Origin of the sequence: Umezawaea sp. Da 62-37, from assembly GCF_032460545.1 — a bacterium.
Classification (GTDB): domain Bacteria; phylum Actinomycetota; class Actinomycetes; order Mycobacteriales; family Pseudonocardiaceae; genus Umezawaea.
In genome coordinates this window covers 3,771,366-3,790,565 of record NZ_CP135965.1, presented here as the reverse complement: position 1 = coordinate 3,790,565, position 19,200 = coordinate 3,771,366, and the positions used below count along the sequence as shown (strand labels likewise).

At 70.2% G+C, this 19,200-nt stretch carries 23 protein-coding genes; 15 read left to right on the top strand and 8 right to left on the bottom strand.

The features are described 5' to 3' along the window. Positions 1 to 3 precede the first annotated feature (3 nt). A complete protein-coding gene (locus RM788_RS16730; RefSeq protein WP_315932599.1) occupies positions 4 to 513 on the bottom strand; it encodes a murein hydrolase activator EnvC family protein in 510 nt (169 codons plus the stop codon). Positions 514 to 1,176: 663 nt separating this feature from the next. Here RM788_RS16730 and rpsB point away from each other — a divergent pair. From rpsB to RM788_RS16705, 5 genes are all read left to right on the top strand, one after another. Continuing rightward, positions 1,177 to 2,067: a 30S ribosomal protein S2 gene (gene rpsB / locus RM788_RS16725; RefSeq protein WP_315932598.1), complete on the top strand. Its 891-nt coding sequence runs from the start codon at positions 1,177 to 1,179 to the stop codon at positions 2,065 to 2,067. Between the two features lie 122 nt (positions 2,068 to 2,189). Then, positions 2,190 to 3,005 (top strand): translation elongation factor Ts, encoded by an 816-nt coding sequence (tsf, locus tag RM788_RS16720; RefSeq protein ID WP_315932597.1) that lies wholly within the window; start codon positions 2,190 to 2,192, stop codon positions 3,003 to 3,005. Positions 3,006 to 3,117: 112 nt separating this feature from the next. Beyond that, positions 3,118 to 3,828, top strand: a complete 711-nt coding sequence (gene pyrH, locus RM788_RS16715) for a UMP kinase (protein WP_245886601.1) — start codon at positions 3,118 to 3,120, stop codon at positions 3,826 to 3,828. Positions 3,829 to 3,877: 49 nt separating this feature from the next. After that, on the top strand, positions 3,878 to 4,435 hold the full coding sequence (gene frr, locus RM788_RS16710; protein WP_315932596.1) for a ribosome recycling factor: 558 nt from the start codon (positions 3,878 to 3,880) through the stop codon (positions 4,433 to 4,435). 31 nt (positions 4,436 to 4,466) lie between these two features. Further along, the gene (locus RM788_RS16705) at positions 4,467 to 5,339 is read left to right on the top strand and encodes a phosphatidate cytidylyltransferase (protein ID WP_315932595.1); all 873 of its coding nucleotides are present in this window, start codon (positions 4,467 to 4,469) and stop codon (positions 5,337 to 5,339) included. A gap of 21 nt (positions 5,340 to 5,360) precedes the next feature. Here RM788_RS16705 and RM788_RS16700 read toward each other — a convergent pair whose 3' ends face one another. Then, positions 5,361 to 6,203 (bottom strand): VOC family protein, encoded by an 843-nt coding sequence (locus RM788_RS16700; protein WP_315932594.1) that lies wholly within the window; start codon positions 6,201 to 6,203, stop codon positions 5,361 to 5,363. A 108-nt stretch (positions 6,204 to 6,311) separates the two neighbouring features. Between RM788_RS16700 and RM788_RS16695 the strand changes: the two genes are divergently transcribed. Together RM788_RS16695 and RM788_RS16690 are read left to right on the top strand one after the other, a co-directional pair. Next, entirely contained in the window at positions 6,312 to 7,046 is a 735-nt protein-coding gene (locus RM788_RS16695) for a class I SAM-dependent methyltransferase (RefSeq protein WP_315934654.1), read from the top strand. 43 nt (positions 7,047 to 7,089) lie between these two features. Then, the gene (locus RM788_RS16690) at positions 7,090 to 8,073 is read left to right on the top strand and encodes an aldo/keto reductase (protein WP_315932593.1); all 984 of its coding nucleotides are present in this window, start codon (positions 7,090 to 7,092) and stop codon (positions 8,071 to 8,073) included. Here the strand turns inward: RM788_RS16690 and RM788_RS16685 are convergent, their stop codons facing one another. Next, positions 8,074 to 8,754 carry a PadR family transcriptional regulator gene (locus RM788_RS16685; RefSeq protein WP_315932592.1) on the bottom strand — a complete coding sequence of 227 codons (681 nt, stop codon included), beginning with the start codon at positions 8,752 to 8,754 and terminating at the stop codon, positions 8,074 to 8,076. A 131-nt stretch (positions 8,755 to 8,885) separates the two neighbouring features. Between RM788_RS16685 and rlmN the strand changes: the two genes are divergently transcribed. The 5 genes from rlmN to RM788_RS16660 all read left to right on the top strand — a co-directional run bounded on the left by rlmN (position 8,886) and on the right by RM788_RS16660 (position 12,828). Further along, positions 8,886 to 9,992 carry a dual-specificity RNA methyltransferase RlmN gene (gene rlmN / locus RM788_RS16680; protein WP_315932591.1) on the top strand — a complete coding sequence of 369 codons (1,107 nt, stop codon included), beginning with the start codon at positions 8,886 to 8,888 and terminating at the stop codon, positions 9,990 to 9,992. Between the two features lie 57 nt (positions 9,993 to 10,049). Beyond that, positions 10,050 to 10,295, top strand: coding sequence for a FitA-like ribbon-helix-helix domain-containing protein (locus RM788_RS16675; protein WP_315932590.1), 246 nt, complete (start codon positions 10,050 to 10,052; stop codon positions 10,293 to 10,295). Next, on the top strand, positions 10,292 to 10,726 hold the full coding sequence (locus tag RM788_RS16670) for a type II toxin-antitoxin system VapC family toxin (protein ID WP_315932589.1): 435 nt from the start codon (positions 10,292 to 10,294) through the stop codon (positions 10,724 to 10,726). The genes RM788_RS16675 and RM788_RS16670 overlap by 4 nt, the downstream gene beginning before the upstream one ends. A gap of 310 nt (positions 10,727 to 11,036) precedes the next feature. After that, positions 11,037 to 11,231, top strand: a complete 195-nt coding sequence (locus RM788_RS16665; protein WP_315932588.1) for a hypothetical protein — start codon at positions 11,037 to 11,039, stop codon at positions 11,229 to 11,231. A 64-nt stretch (positions 11,232 to 11,295) separates the two neighbouring features. Next, positions 11,296 to 12,828, top strand: a complete 1,533-nt coding sequence (locus RM788_RS16660) for a serine/threonine-protein kinase (RefSeq protein WP_315932587.1) — start codon at positions 11,296 to 11,298, stop codon at positions 12,826 to 12,828. Between the two features lie 241 nt (positions 12,829 to 13,069). Here the strand turns inward: RM788_RS16660 and RM788_RS16655 are convergent, their stop codons facing one another. Continuing rightward, the gene (locus RM788_RS16655; RefSeq protein ID WP_315934653.1) at positions 13,070 to 13,393 is read right to left on the bottom strand and encodes a winged helix-turn-helix transcriptional regulator; all 324 of its coding nucleotides are present in this window, start codon (positions 13,391 to 13,393) and stop codon (positions 13,070 to 13,072) included. A 172-nt stretch (positions 13,394 to 13,565) separates the two neighbouring features. On the opposite strand from RM788_RS16655, the gene RM788_RS16650 reads away from it, so the two are divergent. Then, entirely contained in the window at positions 13,566 to 14,510 is a 945-nt protein-coding gene (locus tag RM788_RS16650) for an NADP-dependent oxidoreductase (protein ID WP_315932586.1), read from the top strand. A gap of 43 nt (positions 14,511 to 14,553) precedes the next feature. On the opposite strand, the gene RM788_RS16645 is transcribed toward RM788_RS16650, so the two are convergent. Both RM788_RS16645 and RM788_RS16640 read right to left on the bottom strand, forming a co-directional pair. Continuing rightward, positions 14,554 to 14,811, bottom strand: a complete 258-nt coding sequence (locus RM788_RS16645; protein ID WP_315932585.1) for a DUF2631 domain-containing protein — start codon at positions 14,809 to 14,811, stop codon at positions 14,554 to 14,556. An 86-nt stretch (positions 14,812 to 14,897) separates the two neighbouring features. Then, entirely contained in the window at positions 14,898 to 15,800 is a 903-nt protein-coding gene (locus RM788_RS16640) for a GbsR/MarR family transcriptional regulator (RefSeq protein ID WP_315932584.1), read from the bottom strand. Positions 15,801 to 15,988: 188 nt separating this feature from the next. On the opposite strand from RM788_RS16640, the gene RM788_RS16635 reads away from it, so the two are divergent. Both RM788_RS16635 and RM788_RS16630 read left to right on the top strand, forming a co-directional pair. Next, positions 15,989 to 16,876, top strand: coding sequence for an ABC transporter ATP-binding protein (locus tag RM788_RS16635; RefSeq protein WP_315932583.1), 888 nt, complete (start codon positions 15,989 to 15,991; stop codon positions 16,874 to 16,876). After that, positions 16,873 to 17,718, top strand: coding sequence for an ABC transporter permease (locus tag RM788_RS16630; protein WP_315932582.1), 846 nt, complete (start codon positions 16,873 to 16,875; stop codon positions 17,716 to 17,718). The genes RM788_RS16635 and RM788_RS16630 overlap by 4 nt, the downstream gene beginning before the upstream one ends. 4 nt (positions 17,719 to 17,722) lie before the next feature. Here the strand turns inward: RM788_RS16630 and RM788_RS16625 are convergent, their stop codons facing one another. Both RM788_RS16625 and RM788_RS16620 read right to left on the bottom strand, forming a co-directional pair. After that, on the bottom strand, positions 17,723 to 18,142 hold the full coding sequence (locus RM788_RS16625; RefSeq protein ID WP_315932581.1) for a PPOX class F420-dependent oxidoreductase: 420 nt from the start codon (positions 18,140 to 18,142) through the stop codon (positions 17,723 to 17,725). 16 nt (positions 18,143 to 18,158) lie between these two features. Then, positions 18,159 to 19,130: a zinc-binding dehydrogenase gene (locus RM788_RS16620; protein WP_315932580.1), complete on the bottom strand. Its 972-nt coding sequence runs from the start codon at positions 19,128 to 19,130 to the stop codon at positions 18,159 to 18,161. Positions 19,131 to 19,200: the final 70 nt, after the last annotated feature.

Here is a 19,200-nt window from a genome sequence, read left to right as displayed (position 1 = left end):
CCCTCACCCGCCACCGCCGAACCCGGCCCTGCCCTCCGGTGCCAGCGGCAACAGCCGCACCCGGCCTGCGGTGACCAACCTGAGCGGGTTGACGTAGTCCACGCCGCGCCGGGCGCCCCAATGCAGGCACGCCGCCACCGGGCACCCCTCGTGGCCTGCCAGCAGCGTGCCGATCCGCTCACCCCGCCGCACGGCTGAGCCCGCGCGGACCAGCGGTTCCACAGGTTCGTAGGTGGTGCGCAGTCCGTCGCCATGCGCCAGCGACACGACCTGCCGTCCGCCGATCGGCCCCGCGAACACCACCGTCCCGTCACCCGCCGCGAACACCGCCTCGCCCGCCGTCCCACCCAGATCCACACCTCGGTGACCAGGCCCGTACGGAGTGGTCGGCGCGCTGAAGACCCGCACGACCGGGTGCGGTGCCGCCAACGGCCAGGCGTACCGACCGGGCCGAGCGCCGGCCGCTGTCGGCACGTCGACCACGACCGCCAACACGAGCGCCAGCGCCAGCATTCGGCCGGCACCCGCCAAGGGAAACCGTCTCAACAGCCCCCGTCGCCACACCTGCGTCGACCACCGCGACCAAGCGGACACTCCGACCGGGTCGGACGGGTCGCTCTTGGTCGGCACGACCTCAGCCGCCGGACCGCTGGTCACCGCACACCCCCGGTGCCACAACGACCCCAACCACCGACCCGCCAACCGTCCAGCCACGGCATTCCAACCCACCCCGCCCCCACCCGTGCCACCCACCACGACCACCCGCCCCGCCGCGCCACCCCACCCCGGACCACCGGACCGGAACCGGGAACCTGTGGGTACGCACACCGTCCACGGTCGGCGCTGAGCTGGGCTTACGCCAGCGCGAACCGCGGAACTGTGGACAACCGGCGACCCTGTGGATAACTCGGGGACCCGGTTCGGAGTCGGTGGGGATTCGGCGTACACTCATCCCACGCCCCGTCTGCGTGCGGGACGACTTCGCGTGCCACTGCTGATTCGATCCCTTTCGAGTGCGGTCGAGTCACGGCGTCCGGCGGTCCCAAAGTGCACATCTCTCTGGGTCTGGGCGGCGGCAGGGCACTAGGGCGGCGTGCCATCCCGGCTCGCCGCGACAACCGGAAAACGCGCACCGGCCGGTCCGGTGCGCCTGATGGAAAAGGTGCGAACCCGGCTATGGCCGTCGTCACCATGAAGCAGCTGCTCGACAGCGGCGTTCACTTCGGGCACCAGACTCGTCGGTGGAACCCGAAGATGAAGCGCTACATCTTCACCGAGCGCAACGGCATCTACATCATCGACCTGCAGCAGACGCTGACCTACATCGACCGGGCGTACGAGTTCGTCCGCGAGACGGTCGCGCACGGCGGGTCGATCCTGTTCATCGGCACCAAGAAGCAGGCGCAGGAAGCGATCGCCAGCGAGGCGCTCCGCGTCGGCATGCCGTACGTGAACCAGCGTTGGCTGGGCGGCATGCTCACGAACTTCTCGACGGTGCACAAGCGCCTCCAGCGGCTCAAGGAGCTGGAGTCGATGGAGCAGACCGGTGGTTTCCAGGGTTTCACCAAGAAGGAAATCCTGATGATGAACCGCGAGAAGGACAAGCTGTCCCGCACCCTGGGCGGCATTCGCGACATGGCCAAGGTGCCCTCCGCGGTGTGGATCGTCGACACCAAGAAGGAGCACATCGCGGTCGGCGAGGCGCGCAAGCTGCACATCCCGATCGTCGCGATCCTGGACACGAACTGCGACCCGGACGAGGTCGACTTCCCGATTCCGGGCAACGACGACGCGATCCGTTCCGCGGCGCTGCTGACCAAGGTCGTCGCCGAGGCGGCAGCCGCGGGTCTGATGGCTCGCTCCGGTGCGCGCAACGGTGCGGCTGACGGCGACGACAAGCCCGAGCCGGGCATCGACGAGCCGCTGGCCGAGTGGGAGCAGGAGCTGCTGACCAGCACTCCCTCCGAGACGCCGGTGACCACCGAGGTGGCCGAGGCCATCGCCGAGGACGCTCCGGCGGCCGAGGCGCCTGCCGAGGTGCCCGCCGACGAGCCCGTCAAGTCCTGATCTGAACCGCGCCGCGCCCACGGCGACCACCGTGGGCGCGGCGTGCTCAGCACCAACTCGCGCGTAACCCGATGTCGGCCCCCTGCCGACATCGGACCGCAGAAGGAACGGAAATCGTCACGATGGCGAACTACACCGCCGCTGATGTGAAGCGCCTCCGCGAGCTCACGGCCGCGGGGATGATGGCTTGCAAGAACGCGCTCGAGGAGACCGACGGCGACTTCGACAAGGCTGTCGAGATCCTGCGCATCAAGGGTGCGAAGGACGTCGGCAAGCGCGCGGGCCGCACCGCCACCAACGGTCTCGTCACCGCCGAGGACGGCGTGATCGTCCAGGTGCTGTGCGAGACCGACTTCGTGGCCAAGACGGACGGCTTCCAGGAGTTCGCCGCCACGGTCCTCGCGGCCGCCAAGGCCTCCCGCGCCAACGACGTCGCGACGCTGCTGACCAGCGAGGTCGACGGCAAGACCGTCGCCTCGGTGGTCGAGGAGTACTCGGCGAAGCTGTCCGAGAAGCTCGAGGTCGGCAACGTGGCCGTGTTCGACGGCACCGTCACCACCTACCTGCACCGCCGCTCCGCGGACCTGCCGCCCGCCATCGGCGTGGTCGTCGAGTACACGGGTGACAACGAGGCCGTCGCCGCGGACACCGCGAAGCAGATCGCGGCCATGCGGGCGAAGTACCTGACGCGCGAGGACGTCTCCGCCGAGCTGGTCGCCAACGAGCGCCGCATCGCCGAGGAGACCGCCCGCGAAGAGGGCAAGCCGGAAGGCGCGATCACCAAGATCGCCGAAGGCCGCGTGAACGGTTTCTTCAAGGACGTCGTGCTCCTGGAGCAGGCCTCCGTGAAGGAGTCCAAGAAGACCGTCAAGGCAGTGCTCGACGAGGCCGGCGTCGCGGTTACCCGCTTCGCCCGGTTCGAGGTCGGCCAGGCCTGATTCGCGTGAGGGCGGGGTTGCTGCGACTTGCAACCCCGCCTTCGCCGTGTCCAGACCCCCAGCGCCGCGAGGAGGACCTGTGAGCGAAGACGTCGATGGTTACAAGCGCGTGATGCTCAAACTCGGTGGGGAGATGTTCGGCGGTGGCGAGGTCGGTGTCGATCCCGACGTCGTCGTGGTCGTCGCCCGCCAGATCGCCGCGGTGGTCCGCACGGGCGCCCAGGTGGCCGTGGTCATCGGCGGCGGCAACTTCTTCCGCGGCGCCGAACTCCAGCAGCGCGGCATGGACCGCAGCCGCGCGGACTACATGGGCATGCTCGGCACCGTGATGAACTGCCTGGCCCTCCAGGACTTCCTGGAGCGCGAGCACGGCATCGACACCAGGGTGCAGACGTCCATCACGATGGGCCAGGTCGCGGAGTCCTACATCCCGCGACGCGCCATGCGGCACCTCGAGAAGGGCCGCGTCGTGATCTTCGGCGGCGGCGCGGGCATGCCCTACTTCTCCACCGACACCACGGCCGCCCAGCGCGCGCTGGAGATCGGCTGCGAGATCGTGCTGATGGCGAAGGCCGTGGACGGCATCTACACCGCCGACCCCAAGATCGACCCGGACGCGCTGATGTTCGACAACATCACGCACCGCGAGGTGCTGGAACGCGGGCTCAACGTGGCCGACTCGACCGCGTTCAGCCTGTGCATGGACAACAACATGCCCATCATGGTGTTCAACCTCCTCACCGAGGGGAACATCGCGCGCGCGGTGCGTGGTGAGAAGATCGGAACATTGGTGAGCACCCCCGGTGGTCGCCCGTCCTTCTAGACCCGCTGGGACCAGGTCCGCCTGCCCCGGCTCGTACTAAGGAGTAGCCGTGATCGACGACACCCTCCTCGACGCCGAGGAGAAGATGGAAAAAGCGGTGGCCGTGGCGAGGGACGACCTCGCGGGCGTCCGCACGGGCCGCGCTTCGCCCGCCATGTTCTCCCGCATCGTCGTCGACTACTACGGTTCGCCGACCCCGATGAACCAGCTCGCGAGCGTGGCCATCCCCGAGGCGCGCATGGCCGTCGTCAAGCCCTACGACTCGGGCCAGCTCAACGCCATCGAGAAGGCCATCCGGGATTCCGACCTGGGCGTGAACCCGAGCAACGACGGCTCGATCATCCGCATCGTCATCCCGCAGCTCTCCGAGGAGCGCCGCCGGGAGATGGTGAAGGTCGCGAAGACCAAGGGCGAGGACGCCAAGATCACCATGCGCAACATCCGCCGCAAGGCGAAGGAGGAGATCGAGCGCCTGGTGAAGGACGGCGAGTCCGGTGAGGACGAGGGCACTCGCGGTGAGAAGGAACTCGAACTGGTGACGCAGAAGTACGTGCACCAGATCGACGAGCTCGTGAAGAACAAGGAAACCGAGCTGCTCGAAGTCTGATGGTGACGTGGGAGACGTGGTAGGAGCACAGGTGCCAGGCGGCGGTGAGCAGGACGCGCAGGTGCCGTCCGATGGTGTGGACGACGCGAAGAAGCCGTCACGGGCGGGGCGCGACCTGAGGTCGGCCATCGTGGTCGGCGTGGGTCTCGGTGTCGTGGTCCTCGTCTCCCTGTTCACCGTGCGGCAGGTGTTCATCGCCGTCGTCGCGGCGGCGGTGGCGGTGTCGATCTTCGAGTTGGCCCGTGCGCTCAGGACGAGCGCGGGTATCCAGGTCGCACTGGTGCCCGTGCTCGTCGGCGGGCAGGCGGTGGTCTGGCTCGCCTGGCCGTACGAACGCGCGGGCGTGCTCAGCGCGTTCGTGCTGACGATGCTCGCGTGCATGGTGTGGCGCATCAAGGACGGCGCGGCGGGCTACCTGCGCGACGTCACGGCGTCGATCTTCACGGTCGCGTACGTCGCCATGTTCGCCTCGTTCGCGGTGATGCTGGTCGTGCCGGAGGACGGCGCGTACCGGGTGATCGCCTTCATCCTGGGCGTCGTGCTGTCGGACACCGGTGGCTACATCGCTGGCGTGCTGTTCGGCAAGCACCCGATGGCCCCGGCGATCAGCCCGAAGAAGTCCTGGGAGGGCTTCGCCGGGTCGATGCTCGCGGGCATGGCGGGCGGCGCGCTCACGGTGAGCCTGCTGCTCGACGGCCAGTGGTGGCAGGGCGTGCTGTTCGGCGCGGCGCTCGTGGTCAGCTCCACGGTCGGCGACCTGATGGAGTCGCTGATCAAGCGGGACCTCGGCATCAAGGACATGGGCACGCTGCTGCCCGGCCACGGCGGCCTGATGGACCGCATGGACTCGCTGCTGCCGTCGGCCGTGATCTCCTGGCTGCTCCTGCACCTGTTCGTGCCGTAACGACCGCCGCCGCGGGAGCGGTCAGTCGTCGTAGGGGTCGTCCACCTCGGAGCCGCGGTCATCGTCGGTGAGCGGCACCGCGCGGGACGAGTCGATCACCGAGAACGCCTCCCCGGCGTGGTCCTGCACCTCGGTGACGCGGCCGTAGGGCGTGTCGTAGGGCTCGACGGTGATCCGCCCGCCCAGTTCGAGCACGCGGTTCGCCACCGAGTCGGCGCCGATCTCGGGCGCGGCCGTGAAGTAGACCATCCAGTGCGCGGGCACGTCCGAGGGGAACAACCGGCGCCCCATCCGCTGCCTGCCCAGGACGTTCTTGCCGTCCACGGACCAGACCGTGTAGTCCACGGTGTGGCCGTCGCCGATCTGCATCACGTCGAAGTGGCACAACTCCTTGAAGAACGCGTCCGCCGCCGCACCGTCGCGGGTGTTCAGCTCAGCCCACGCGAACGCGCCGTGACCAGTGGTCCCGAACCGCCAGTCCGGCGGCACGTGCCGGAACCCGATCACGGCACCGGTCGGGTCGAGCACCACGGTGCTCTGCGTGTGGTCGATCGCCGGTGTCGGGTTGCGCAGCACCTGGCCGCCGAGCGCGAAGACCTTCTCGGCCGTCGCGCGCGCGTGCCTGGTGTGCAGGAACAGCGTCCAGGCCGTGTACTGCTCGGGCAGGGCGGTGCCGTGCGGCAGGCCCGCGACGGGGACGCCGTCGAGCGTCGCGACCGTGTAGCCGCGGTCGTCGACGAACTCCCAACCGAACAGACCGGTGTAGAAGTCGGTCGTGGCGGCCAGGTCGGTGACGGGCAGTTCGGCCCAGCACGGCGCACCCGCGTACAGGTCCGCCAGCGCGGGCGGGTTCGGCGTTATCACGAAGGACGCCTCCTAACACCACTCTGCCTGGTCACGCTACGCCGGGTGCACTGGAACAGCACCGTCATCCGGCGCCTGACCTCTACAGTTCCGGATGTGAAGGGATTCATGCGCGCGGCTTTGGCGGCGATCCGCCCCGTCGACGTCCTGCCGAGCCCGAACATCTGGCACTGGCCGGAGGTCTACCAGGTCGAGAACCGCGCGCAGGACGTGAACGGCGCCATCTGGGCCGCGCTGGACCGCGAGTGCGGCTGGGCCGGGCTGGACGTCGTCGACGTCGGCTGCGGCGACGGGTTCCACCTGCCGGTGTTCGCCGCGACCGCGCGCTCGGTGACCGGCGTCGAGCCGCACCCGCCGCTGGTCGTGCGCGCGAAGACCAGGGTCGACGGCCTGCCGAACGCCTCGGTGGTGGCCGGTCCGGCGCAACGGCTGCCGCTGCCCGACGCCTGCGCGGACCTCGTGCACGCCCGCACGGCGTACTTCTTCGGCCCCGGCTGCGAACCGGGGCTGCGCGAGGCGGACCGCGTGCTGCGGCCCGGCGGCGCGCTGGCGATCGTCGACATCGACGGCGAGTCGGCCCCGTACGGGCCGTGGCTGTGCGCGGACGAGCCCCGCTACAACCCGGTCGAGGTGCTGGGGTTCTTCGCCGACAACGGTTTCCGGCTGGTGCGGGTCACGGCGAGGTGGCAGTTCGAGCGGCGCGAGGACCTGGAGTCGGTGCTGCGCATCGAGTTCTCCGCGAAGGTCGCCCAGCGGGCCATCGACGGGACGCCGGGGCTGTCGTTCGACGTCGGCTACCGGCTGCACGTGCGCGACAAGCCGAAGGGGCTCGTCCTGCCCTAGCGCCGATCCGCCGCCCCGGCCCGCTGACCGTAGGATTTCGTTCGTGGAGAAGCGAAGCGCGAGCAGGATCGGACGCCCCGTGGGCGTCGTGGGATTGGGTTGCTGGCAGCTCGGCGGCGACTGGGGCCGGGTGGAGGAGGGCGACGGCATCGCCCTCCTCCACGCCGCCGCGGACGCGGGCGTGACCTTCTTCGACACCGCCGACGTGTACGGCGACGGTCGCAGCGAGGAGCTGGTCGGGCGGTTCCTGCGGGAACGGGACGACTCGGGCGTCTTCGTCGCGACCAAGATGGGTCGCCGGGTCGAGCAGGTGCCGGAGAACTACTCGCGCGAGAACTTCCTCGCGTGGAACGACCGCTCACGGGCCAACCTGGGCGTGGACACGATCGACCTGGTGCAGCTGCACTGCCCGCCGACCCCCGTGTACTCGACCGACGAGGTGTTCGACAGCCTCGACGAGCTGGTGCGGGCGAAGCGGATCGCCGCCTACGGCGTGAGCGTCGAGACGGTCGAGGAGGCGCTGCTGGCCATCGCGCGGCCGAACGTGGTGAGCGTGCAGATCATCCTGAACGCCTTCCGCCTCAAGCCGCTGGAGCGGGTGCTCCCGGCGGCCGCCGAGGCGGGTGTCGCGATCATCGCGCGGGTGCCGCTGGCGTCGGGCCTGCTGTCCGGGCGGTACACCGCCGCGACGACGTTCGGCGACGACGACCACCGCACGTACAACCGCAACGGCGAGGCGTTCGACCAGGGCGAGACGTTCTCCGGCGTGCCGTTCGAGGTGGGCCTGGAGGCCGTCGAACGGCTGCGCCCGCTGGTACCCGCGGGCGCCACCCTCGCCCAGTTCGCGCTGCGCTGGATCGTCGACCAGCCGGGCGTCACCGTCGTGATCCCCGGCGCGCGCAACGCCGAGCAGGTGCGGGGCAACGTCGCGGCGGCCGACCTCGCGCCCCTCGCACCCAGGGCGCTGTCCGAGGTCACGGCCGTCTACGACGAACTGGTGCGGCCGCACGTGCACGACCGCTGGTGATCACTCCGAGTCGTCGGTGTCCTCTTCGACGTCCAGCTCGCCCAGGATCGCGTAGATCTTGCGGCGGGCCTCGTTGAGGACCTCGACGGCCCGGTTCTTCTGCTCCCTGGTGCCCGCGTGCGCCATCTGCTGCATCGAGGACCCGAGGTGCCGCGACGCCGTGCGGAGCTTGGCCGCGACGCTGTCGATCTCGTCGTTGACCTGCTCCCACGGGGTCGCGCCCTCGTGCTTGCCCGCCTCCGCGGTGCCCGTCTCGGTGAGCGTGAACAGCTTCTTGCCGCCCGCTTCCTCGGTGGCGGAGACCAGGCCCTCGTCGGCCAGCATCTGCAGCGTCGGGTAGACCGAGCCGGGGCTCGGGCGCCACACGCCGTCGGTGCGCTGGCCGATCTCCTGGATCATCTCGTAGCCGTGCATGGGCCGTTCGGCCAGCAGGGCGAGGACGGCCGCGCGGACGTTGCCGCGGGGCTGCCGCCCGCCGGGACCGTGCCCCGGCCCGCCGCGCCTGCCGCCGCCCCGTCCGCGACCCCAGGGGTTGGGCGGGAAGGGCATCTCGGCGTCGGGCGGGAACGGGGGAGGCGGCGGGCCGCCGAAGCCGCCGCCGAAGCCGCGGCGCGGGTCGTCGAAGCCTCCGGAACGGTGGTGCCGGTGACCGTGGTGTTCGTGGCTGAATGGGGATCGCATCGGACTGCCTCCTTGCTCGGTGTATCGGTAGGTACGAGCTAACGATATATCGGAACCTATCGCGATGCAACGGCGACTATCGGAAGAGTGGTCAGGAGCACCCACTCGGTCGTGGGACACTGGTAGGTGCTATGACTGCCCTCCCCCTTGTTTTTGACGCGCCCAAGCGCGGGCTCCCGCCGCGCCACCTGGCCGACCTCTCCGCCGAAGGGCGTCGAGAAGCCGTCGCCGCGCTCGGCGAGAAGCCCTTCCGGGCCGCCCAGCTGTCGAACCACTACTTCGGCAGGCTCACGGCCGACCCGGCCGCGATGACCGACATCCCGGCCGCCACCCGCGAGGCCCTCGTCGCCGACCTCATGCCGCCGCTGTTCACCGAGGTCCGCTCGGTCGCGTGCGACGAGGGCACGACCCGCAAAACCCTGCTCAGAGCCCATGACGGCACGCTCGTCGAGAGCGTCCTCATGCGCTACCCGGACCGCGCCACCCTGTGCATCTCCAGTCAGGCCGGCTGCGGCATGGCGTGCCCGTTCTGCGCCACCGGACAAGGCGGACTCCAGCGCAACCTGTCGACGGCGGAAATCGTCGACCAGGTCCGCCGCGGCGCCGCCGCCATGCGCGACGGCGAACTGCCCGGCGGTCCGGGCCGCCTGTCGAACATCGTGTTCATGGGCATGGGCGAACCGCTGGCCAACTACAAGCGCGTCATCGACGCCGTCCACCGCATCTGCGACCCGGCGCCGGACGGCCTTGGCATCTCGCAGCGATCGGTCACGGTGTCGACGGTGGGCCTGGTGCCCGCGATCCGGAAGATGACGGAGGAGGGGCTGCACGTCCGCCTCGCCGTCTCGCTGCACACGCCGGATGACGAGCTGCGCGACACGCTGGTGCCGGTGAACACCCGGTGGAAGGTGTCGGAGGTGATGGAGGCGGCCCGCGGGTACGCCGACCGCACCGGGCGGCGGGTGTCGATCGAGTACGCGCTGATCCGCGACATCAACGACCAGGGCTGGCGCGCGGACATGCTGGGGAAGCTGCTGCGCAAGCACTTGGGCCCACTGGTGCACGTGAACCTGATCCCGCTGAACCCGACGCCGGGGTCGAAGTGGGACGCCTCGCCGAAGCCGGTGGAGCGCGAGTTCGTGCGGCGGGTGATCGCGCAGGGTGTGACGTGCACTGTTCGGGACACGCGTGGTCAGGAGATCGCGGCGGCCTGCGGTCAGTTGGCGGCTGAGGGCTGAGCCCCACCCCTTGTGCGGTGCTAGCATTGACTGCAATGACAGCACCGGAGGTGGCCTGTGGCGATCTTGACGATCCGCGACTTCGACGAGGGTTTGAAGGCCAAGCTCAGAGTTCGTGCCGCTGAGCACGGCCGCTCGATGGAAGCCGAAGTGCGGGCGATCCTCGCCTCGGTGCTGACCAAGTCGAATTCCGGACCCGGGATGGGTTCCAGGATTCGACAGCGGTTCGACGGCGTGGACGACCTGCCGGTCGAGCTTCCGCGGCGCACGGAGCGGGCACGAGCGGTGGAGTTCCCTGAGTGATCGTTCTCGACACCAACGTCATCTCCGAACTGATGAGGCAGGTTCCGGAAGATGCCGTGGTCCGCTGGGTTGACCGGTACCCGGTTGACGAAGTCTTCATCACGGCCGTCACGGCCGCCGAGCTCGTGTACGGGGTCGCCCGACTCCCCGATGGGCAACGCAAAACCGTACTTGCCGCCAAGGTCTCAGAGCTCCTGGCGGAAGACTTCCAAGATCAAATTTTGCCGTTCGACGACGGGGCTGCCGAGTACTACGGCGAAATCGCCGCGGCGTGCGAAGGCCTGGGGCGCCCGGTCAGCATGGCCGACGCGCAGATCGCTGCGATTTGCCGCCGATTCGCCGCTTGCCTGGCGACGCGGAACATCAAGGACTTCGTCGACACCGGCCTCATGCTGCTCAACCCGTGGGGCGAGGTCACCGAACACGCCTGATGACGAGTTGCGCGACACGCTGGCGCCGGTGCACACCAGGTGGAGCGAGGTGGTCGCGCAGGGTGTGACGTGCACCGTTCGGGACGCGCGTGGTCAGGAGATCGCGGCGGCCTGCGGTCAGTTGGCGGCTGAGGGCTGAGCCTTCATCCGGACCCCAAGAGCTGGGCAGGCGACATCCGGGTCATCGGCTACTCGCAGACGGCAGGGTTCGTCACCGTGGTGATCCGATCGGACAACCACTCGGGGCCACGGCGTGGCGGACGAGTGGCGCTGATTTGCGTGCCTACCCGGAAGGTGAGGAGGGGGCGCGATGACTGCTGAGGGCATGATCGAGGACGAGGTGCTCGCCGGGCTGCGTGAGGAGATCGCCGAGCTGCGCAAGTCGGCCGACGCGGAGCCGGACGCCGAGAGGCGCGCTGATCGGTTGAGGGTGGCCGATTCCCGCGAGGCGGTGCTCGAGGACGAGGCCGAGGCCGAGGCCATCGCCGATGAGCGAACGGTCTAGCGCGATGGTCCCGCGGGTGGTCGTGATGGCCGAGTCCGTCCAGGTGTCGGGATAGCATCCGGACGTGGGCGAGGTGGCGAAGGTGGTTGCGGGGCGGTATCGCGCGCTGCGCCAGCTCGGCCGCGGGGGCATGGGTGTCGTGTGGCTGGCCGAGGATCTGGTGATCGGGCGGCGGGTGGCGCTCAAGGAGTTGCCGACGTCGTCGCCGGAGGAGGCCGAGCGGGTCCTGCGCGAGGCGCGGACCGCGGGGCGGCTGAACAGTCCGAACGTGGTCGGCGTGTACGACGTGATCATCGAGGACGGCACGACGTACCTCGTGATGGAACTGGTCGAGGCGCCGACGTTGGCCGCCGTGATGAAGCAGGACGGCGCCCTGCCCGCCGATCGTGTCGTGTCGATCGGATTGCACGTGCTGAGCGCGCTGGAGACGGCGCACGCGGCGGGGATCGTGCATCGGGATGTGAAGCCGAGCAACATCATGGTGTTGCCGGACGGCGGGGCGAAGCTGGCGGATTTCGGGATCGCGCGGGCGATGGACGATCCGCGGCTGACCGCGACCGGCACCATGATGGGGACGCCGGGGTACATGGCGCCGGAGCTGTTCAACGGCTCGGTGCCGTCGCCGGCGAGTGACCTGTGGGCGCTCGGGGCGACGCTGTTCCACGCCGTGGAAGGCCGGTCGCCGTTCATGCGCGACACGACGGCGTCGACCATGCACGCGGTGCTGTACGAACCGCCGGTGCTCAAAGTCGGGTCCGGGCCGTTGGCGGCGGTGATCATGCGGCTGCTGACGCGGGCGGTCGAGGGGCGACCGACGGCGGCGCAGGTGCGGGAACTGCTGCACAAGCCCGGTGAACCGGAAACGGTCTTCATCGAACCGGTCACGTCCTACGCGACCAAGCCCGTGGACACGTCGGAGTGGACCGAGGCGGTACCGGCGAAACCCAAGCGCCGCAAGGTGTTCATCGCCTCGGGAGCAGCACTCGCCGCCGCCGCGCTGGCCGCCGTGTTCCTCGTCAAACCGACGCTCGGCGGCGAGGCCACACCGTCGCCGAACAACCTGGTGCAGTCGTCCAGCGTGACAACGACAACGACCACCACGACCGCCGCACCCAGCAGCGCCACGTCCAGCGAAGTCCCGACGACCTCCACCACGACGGAGGAGACCACGAAGCAGTCGGTCCCGCCGCCGGTGGTGACCACGACCGACGCCCCCAAGCCGCCGGAGGCAGTGCAACTGCTGCGCTACCGCAACGCCGCGGGCTGGCACTACAGCGGCACGCCGAACGTCGCACCACCGGCGGGCTTCACCACCGAGGGTGGCATCGGCAAACTCCTCGCGAACCCCGACCCCGGCACGAAACCCCTGTACTCGTGCGCGCTCAACGGCACCGAAGACCGCATGTCGTCGCTATCCGCGAACTGCGAGGGCAACACCGTGTACGGCCTGCTCGGCTACGTCCTCGCCGAAAAACCGGCGGACATACCGGCCCTACCGCTGTTCCGCTGCAACACCGGAACCCAGCACTTCGACTCCGTCACAACGGACTGCGAAGGCCAAACCGTCGAATTCCAATACGGCTGGGTCCTCAACTAACCAACAAATCCCACAAGCACCACAAGCCAACAAAAGCGAGCGCGCCCGCATCTGTTCGGCCGACTTCACTTGGGGTTTTCGGCCCTGCACTTCGACGGCGGGCAGGAGCTTCACCACCTGCCCTTTCAGACCGCCGAGGGCCGAAAAGAGGGGCCCCAAGTCAAGTCGGCCGAACCCGGAGAACGGCGGCCACCGATGACCGGTTTCGAGCTGCTGAGAACCCACCGACCACCAAAGCCGATCACCGCACCCCCTCCACCTCAACCGCAGCATCATGCGCCACCCGAGCCGCCTCGATCACATCGATGTTCTCCACCGACCACTCCCGCAGCACCCTCAACGGCACCACCAAACTCCGCCCCAACGCCGTCAGCTCGTAATCAACCCGCATCGGCACCGTCGGGTACACCGTCCGCGTGATCAACCCATCACGAGCGAGCGTCCGCAAAGTCTGCGTCAGCATCTTCTGCGTGATCCCCTCGAGCTTCCGCCGCACCTCACCGAACCGTCGCGGCCCGTCCTCCAGCGCGCCGATCGCCAACGCCGTCCACTTGCTCGCGACCATGTCCAGCACGTCCCGGCACGGGCACTGCTTGAGGTACACGTCACGGACTTCAGAGCTGCAAGGGGTGTGCACGACACCGTTCTACCACGTCAGCGCTAGTCTCCCAGAGGTACCTAGGGCAGTAATCAGTGCCTAATTGCGGATGGGTACCAGGTGTCCGAGGATTGTCCACATGAAGGCAATCACGCAGCACGCGTTCGGTGGTCCCGAGGTCCTGGTCGTCTCGGAGGTCGACCGCCCGACACCGCTGCCCACCGAGATCCTGGTCCGGGTGCACGCCGCGGGCGTCAACCCGGTCGACTGGAAGACCCGCGAGGGCAAGGGCATGGCGGGTGTCCTGGGCGAGCCGCCGTTCATCCTCGGCTGGGACGTGTCCGGTGTCGTCGAGGAGGTCGGTTTCGGCGTCACGACGGTGAAGCCCGGTGACGAGGTCTACGGCATGCCGTGGTTCCCGCGCGCCGCGTCCGCGTACGCCGAGTACGTCACCGCCCCGTCGCGCCACTTCGCCCTGAAGCCCGCGAACATCAGCCACGTCGAGGCCGCCGCGCTCCCGCTGGCCGTGCTCACCGCGTGGCAGGCGCTCGTCGACACCGCCCATGTCGAGGCGGGGCAACGGGTTCTGGTCCACGCCGCCGCGGGCGGTGTCGGCCACTTCGCCGTGCAGATCGCGAAGGCCAAGGGCGCGTACGTCATCGGCACCGCCAGCGCGGGCAAGCACGAGTTCCTCAGGTCCATCGGCGTGGACGAGGTCGTCGACTACAAGACCACCAGGTTCGAGGACGTCGTGTCGGACGTGGACGTCGTGATCGACCTGGTCGGCGGCGACAACGCCGTGCGCTCGATCAAGACCCTGCGTCCCGGCGGCATCGTGGTCGCCATTCCGAGCGGTCTCCAGGAAGGCGTGGCCGAAGCCGCGGAGGCGGCGGGCGTCCGCTCGACCCCGTTCCTCGTCGAGCCCGACCACGCGGCCCTCACGCAGATCGCCGCGCTCGTCACGGCGGGGGAGTTGCGCGTCGCCGTCGAGGCCGTGCTGCCGCTCGCCGACGCGGGCAAGGCGCACGAACTGGGCGAGGCCGGGCACAGCACGGGCAAGATCGTGCTGTCCGTCGTGGACTGACGCTGACGGACCTGGCCGGGCTCGGCCCGGCCAGGTCGAAGGCCTAGCGGCGCCAGGAGGTGCGGCTGCGCACCTGGTCGCGCACCAGCATCGCGATCATCGCGACGCCGATCAGGACCAGGAACAGGTTCTCGGTGTGACCGTGGTGGTTCCCGATCAGCAGCCCGAACACCGCGATCGTGGACAGCCACCCCGCCACCCGGATGGCCTTCGGGAACGACCCGTGCCAACCCCACTCGGCAGACGGCTCGTCGTGGACGTCCACCGCCGGACGCTTGTCCAGCTCAGAAGACGAAGACACAGCAGCCACGACCTTCCCACCCGATCCGATGAACACCGCCATTTTCGCACACGGGCCGAAGGCGGGCCGGGGCGACCGGGTTCCCCCTACCCGCCCAACGCCTCGCGCTGCGCCGCGCTGAGCCGACCGGCCGCCGCTCCGACTGCGTAGCCGTCCGACCCGACGCGGCGAACGGCGACGGGGTCCGCGAGGCCGGGGTGGAGATCCGCGTCCCCCAGCGCGCGGACCACCCGCTCCGCCTCCCACCCCAGCCCGCCCGCCAGTTCCCCGACCGACCGCACCCCGCCCGCGTGGACCAGCGCCGCCACCACCGTCAACGCGTCGTTGGCCGCGGCCGCGCTCGGCCCACCGGACATGTCGTCGCCGAGCTGCGCGAAGAACCCCCGCATCGAGTCCAGCCGGGCACCGGCGGGCGTACCCGGCCCGACCACCCGCGCGCCCTGTTCGGACGCCTCCGCCCACATCGCGTTCGTCCGGGCGCTCGTCAACCACGTGTGCAGCCATACGTCGTCGTCGATGAAGTACCGCTCCCGCCGTCCCGACGAGTCCCGCCGCACCAGTTCCAGGCCTTCGAGGTACCCCACGGCCTTGGACACCGAGGCGGGGCTCACCCCCAAGCCCCGCACCAGTTCGACGGCGGTCAGGGCTCCGGAGTCCGTCGTGATCAGGCTGGCGAACACCCGCGCCGACATCCGCGGCAACCCCGTCCGCACCATCAGCCCGGCGAACCGCTCCACGAAATCGCGCACCGCCCCGGACGTGCCCTGGACCGGGTCCGGTACCGGTCGGCGGCGCTTGGCCCGGTGGGACGTGGCCGCACGGGCGTACTCCGCGCGGTACCCGGCCGGGCCGCCGTTGCGCGCGACCTCCCGGCTGATCGTCGACGTGGGCCTGCCGAGCCCGCGCGCGATCTCGGCGTACCCGAGCCCTTCGGCCAGTCCCGCTGCGACGGTCCCGCGGTCCTCGTCCGTCAGCCTGCCTCCAGGCATCCGTACCCCCTGTGCGTTCGACGGCAGATCATTGCAACGGCTGTTGCGTTCATCGGCAGAGCCATTGCACCACATCCAGTAAATCGCTGCTACAACAGGGAAATCTGTTGTCAAAGTTGTTGTAGACCTCAGAAACGCAACGTAGCGTTCGTGATCACTGAAGATCACGACCATGGGGGACGGGCACGATGACAACCGATCGAACGGTGCTCGACGTCGAGGGCCTGCGCATGCGCTACGGCGACGACGACGTCCTGCTCGACGTCACCTTCCAGGCCCACCAGGGCGAGGTCCTGGCACTCCTGGGCCCGAACGGCGCGGGCAAGACGACCACGATCGAGATCCTCGAAGGCTTCCGCACCCGCTCGGCGGGCCGCGTCGACGTCCTCGGGTCGGACCCGGCGCACGCCGACGAGGGCTGGCGCGCACGGGTCGGCGTGGTGCTCCAGTCCTGGCGCGACCACGGCAAGTGGCGGGTCCGCGAACTGCTCGCCCACCTCGGTTCCTGCTACGCCTGCTACTCCACCGACCTGGTCGCGCGGCCGTGGGACGCGGACGAACTGGTCGCCGCGGTCGGGCTGACCGAGCAGGCGGGCAAGAAGATCCGCACGCTCTCCGGCGGCCAGCGGCGCAGGCTGGACGTGGCGATCGGCATCGTGGGCCGCCCGGAGCTGCTGTTCCTCGACGAGCCGACCGCAGGGTTCGACCCGGAGGCCCGCCGCGAGTTCCACGACCTCGTGCGCGACCTCGCCGCCGCGCACGGGACCGCGGTCCTGCTCACCACCCACGACCTCGCCGAGGCGGAGAAGCTCGCCGACCGCATCGTCGTCCTGGACGGCGGCCGGATCATCGCCGACGGCACCGCCGCCGAGCTGGCCCGCCGGATAGCGGGGGAGGACGAGGTCCGCTGGACCCGCGAGGGCCGCCGCTTCGAGGTGTCGACCGCCGACTCCACCGCGTTCGCGTTCGACCTGTTCCGGCGGTACGGCGACACCGTGACCGACCTCGAGGTCCGCCGCGCCTCGCTGGAGGACACCTACCTCGCGCTGGTGCGCAAGGCGGAGGTGACCCGATGAGCCCGATGGCGACGGCGTGGCGCGCGGGGTGGGCGCGGGGACGGGTGGAGCTGCGGCAGTCGTTCACCAACGGCGCGGACCTCTGGGGGCACGTCTTCTGGCCGCTGCTGATGGTGGTCGTCACGTACTTCCTGCGCGACGTGTCCTTCGGCGGCAGCGGGTTCCTCCTGGGCACGCTCGTGCTGCCGAGCGTCCTCGGGATGAACGCGTCGATGGCCATGGTGAGCATGAGCCAGCACCTCACCGCCGACCGCGAGGACGGCACGTTGCTGCGGGCGAAGGCGACGCCGAACGGGATGACGACGTACCTGGTCGGGAAGGCCGTCCTGGTGTCCGGCGGGTTGGTGGTGGAACTGGCGGTCTTCCTGGTGCCTGCGCTGCTGGTCGTGCCCGGTGTCGAGATCGGCCTCGGCTCCTGGCCGACGCTGGCCTGGGTGCTGGCTCTGGGACTGCTGGCGACGCTGCCGCTGGGCGCGGCGCTGGGATCGGTGTTCACCAGCACCCGCGCCCAGGGGTTGATCACGCTGCCGATCCTGGCGCTGATCGGCGTCTCCGGCGTCTTCTACCCGGTCACCGCCATGCCGGACTGGGTGCAGTGGACCGCCCAGTCGTTCCCGGTCTACTGGCTCGGGCTGGGGACGCGGTCGGCGCTGCTGCCCGACAGCGCGGTGGTCGTCGAGATCGGCGGGTCCTGGCGCCACCTGGAGACCGTGGGCGCGCTCGGAGCCTGGGCGGTGTTCGGTCTGTTGGTGGCCCCGGTCGTGCTGCGCCGCATGGCCCGCCGCGAGTCGGGGTCGACCGTGGCGGGCCGTCGCGAGAAGGCGCTGCGGCGGGTCGGGTGAGCCGCTACCCGACGTCGCGCTTGTTCGGCACCATGTCGTGCGGCGCGACGTCGGGGGCGTCGTCGATCCCGAAGCTGATGATCCGGCGGGGGTGGACGCGGATGATCGCCCCGTCCATCCCGCGGCTGGTGTCGCCACCGCCGCCGATCGCCTCGCCCGTCCCGCGGATCTCCACGCACCGCACCCGCCACGGCTGGACGGAGGCGATGTCGTCGACCACGAACGCCACCTGCCCGTTCTCCGCGAGGTTGCGGTACTTCCTGCTGGCGGCCATGTTGTAGCCGCCGATGTCGATCGTCCCGGTCTCCGCGTTGTAGCTGAACCCGACCGGGCTCACCTGGAGCGTGCCGTCGGGCTGGCGGGTCGCCAGCCGCCCGAGGCGCTGGGTGGCCAGGTAGGCGAGTTCGGTGTCGGTGAAGGACATGGTTCTCCCAGGGTCGTCAGAGCACGAGAAGGGTCTTGCCGAGCACTTCGCGGGCCTCCATCGCGGCGTGCGCGGAAGAGGCCCGCTCCAGCGGGAACGTCCGCCCGATGACGGGGCGGAGCCGACCGGCGGCCGCTTCGGCCAGCGCGCGGGTGGCGCGGTCGTGGGCGTGGGCCTGGAAGCCGTGCAGCTGCTCGATCCCGATCACCGCCACCCCGTTCCGCAGGGCTTCAGCTTCGTCGATCACGGTCGCCGCGCCACTGGAGGCGCCGTGCACGGAGAACCGGCCGCCGCGCGCGGTCACCCCGAACGCCTCCCGGCCGATCGTGCCGCCCACGCCGTCGAACACCAGGTCGGGCCCGCCGCCGGTGGCCTCGCGGACCCGTTCGGCCCAGCCGGGTTCGCTGTAGTCGACCACGACGTCGGCGCCCACCTGCTTGGCCAGGTCCAGCTTCGCCGGGCCGCGTGCCGCGCCGACGACCCGCGCCCCGGCGGCGCGCGCCAGCTGCACCAGCAGGCTGCCGAGTCCGCCCGCGGCGGCCTCGACCAGCACCCACTCGTCCGGCCGGATCCCGGCCCCCTCGACCAGGCCCAGCGCCGTGCCGCCGTCGTCGAGCAGCGCCGCGGCCACGTCCAGGCCCATGCCGTCCGGCACCGGGATCAGCGCCCCGACGGCCGCGACCGCGCGTTCGGCGTTGCTGCCGTAACCGCCGGCGGTGTGGGCGACCACGCGCCTGCCGATCCACGCGGGGTCGACACCGGGGCCGGTCGTGGTGACCAGTCCGGCCACCGACCCGCCCGGCACGTACGGCGGCTCCGGCAGCGGCGGCCCCGGTGTGACACCCCCGCGGAGCTGCGTCTGGACGAAGTCCAGCGCCGCCACGGCCACGTCCACCACGACCTGCCCCGGCCCCGCGACCGGATCCGGCGCCTCGCCCGCCACCAGCACCTCGGGCCCGCCGAACCTCGTCGCCCGCACCACTCTCATGCCCCACCGCTCCCCGTGTGGTCGATTGCCTCCGACCAGCATGGAACCTCGACGTAACTCGAGGTCAAGG

Bases quoted from the DNA above. Each gene is read 5' to 3' on its own strand.
- rlmN (WP_315932591.1), top strand. From the start codon at position 8,886: ATGACTGCCCTCCCCCTTGTTTTTGACGCGCCCAAGCGCGGGCTCCCG.
- RM788_RS16730 (WP_315932599.1), bottom strand. From the start codon at position 513: ATGCTGGCGCTGGCGCTCGTGTTGGCGGTCGTGGTCGACGTGCCGACA.
- RM788_RS16635 (WP_315932583.1), top strand. From the start codon at position 15,989: ATGACAACCGATCGAACGGTGCTCGACGTCGAGGGCCTGCGCATGCGC.
- RM788_RS16630 (WP_315932582.1), top strand. From the start codon at position 16,873: ATGAGCCCGATGGCGACGGCGTGGCGCGCGGGGTGGGCGCGGGGACGG.
- RM788_RS16655 (WP_315934653.1), bottom strand. From the start codon at position 13,393: ATGGTCGCGAGCAAGTGGACGGCGTTGGCGATCGGCGCGCTGGAGGAC.
- tsf (WP_315932597.1), top strand. From the start codon at position 2,190: ATGGCGAACTACACCGCCGCTGATGTGAAGCGCCTCCGCGAGCTCACG.
- RM788_RS16685 (WP_315932592.1), bottom strand. From the start codon at position 8,754: ATGCGATCCCCATTCAGCCACGAACACCACGGTCACCGGCACCACCGT.
- rpsB (WP_315932598.1), top strand. From the start codon at position 1,177: ATGGCCGTCGTCACCATGAAGCAGCTGCTCGACAGCGGCGTTCACTTC.
- RM788_RS16640 (WP_315932584.1), bottom strand. From the start codon at position 15,800: ATGCCTGGAGGCAGGCTGACGGACGAGGACCGCGGGACCGTCGCAGCG.
- RM788_RS16650 (WP_315932586.1), top strand. From the start codon at position 13,566: ATGAAGGCAATCACGCAGCACGCGTTCGGTGGTCCCGAGGTCCTGGTC.
- RM788_RS16695 (WP_315934654.1), top strand. From the start codon at position 6,312: ATGCGCGCGGCTTTGGCGGCGATCCGCCCCGTCGACGTCCTGCCGAGC.
- RM788_RS16620 (WP_315932580.1), bottom strand. From the start codon at position 19,130: ATGAGAGTGGTGCGGGCGACGAGGTTCGGCGGGCCCGAGGTGCTGGTG.
- pyrH (WP_245886601.1), top strand. From the start codon at position 3,118: ATGCTCAAACTCGGTGGGGAGATGTTCGGCGGTGGCGAGGTCGGTGTC.
- RM788_RS16665 (WP_315932588.1), top strand. From the start codon at position 11,037: ATGACTGCTGAGGGCATGATCGAGGACGAGGTGCTCGCCGGGCTGCGT.
- RM788_RS16625 (WP_315932581.1), bottom strand. From the start codon at position 18,142: ATGTCCTTCACCGACACCGAACTCGCCTACCTGGCCACCCAGCGCCTC.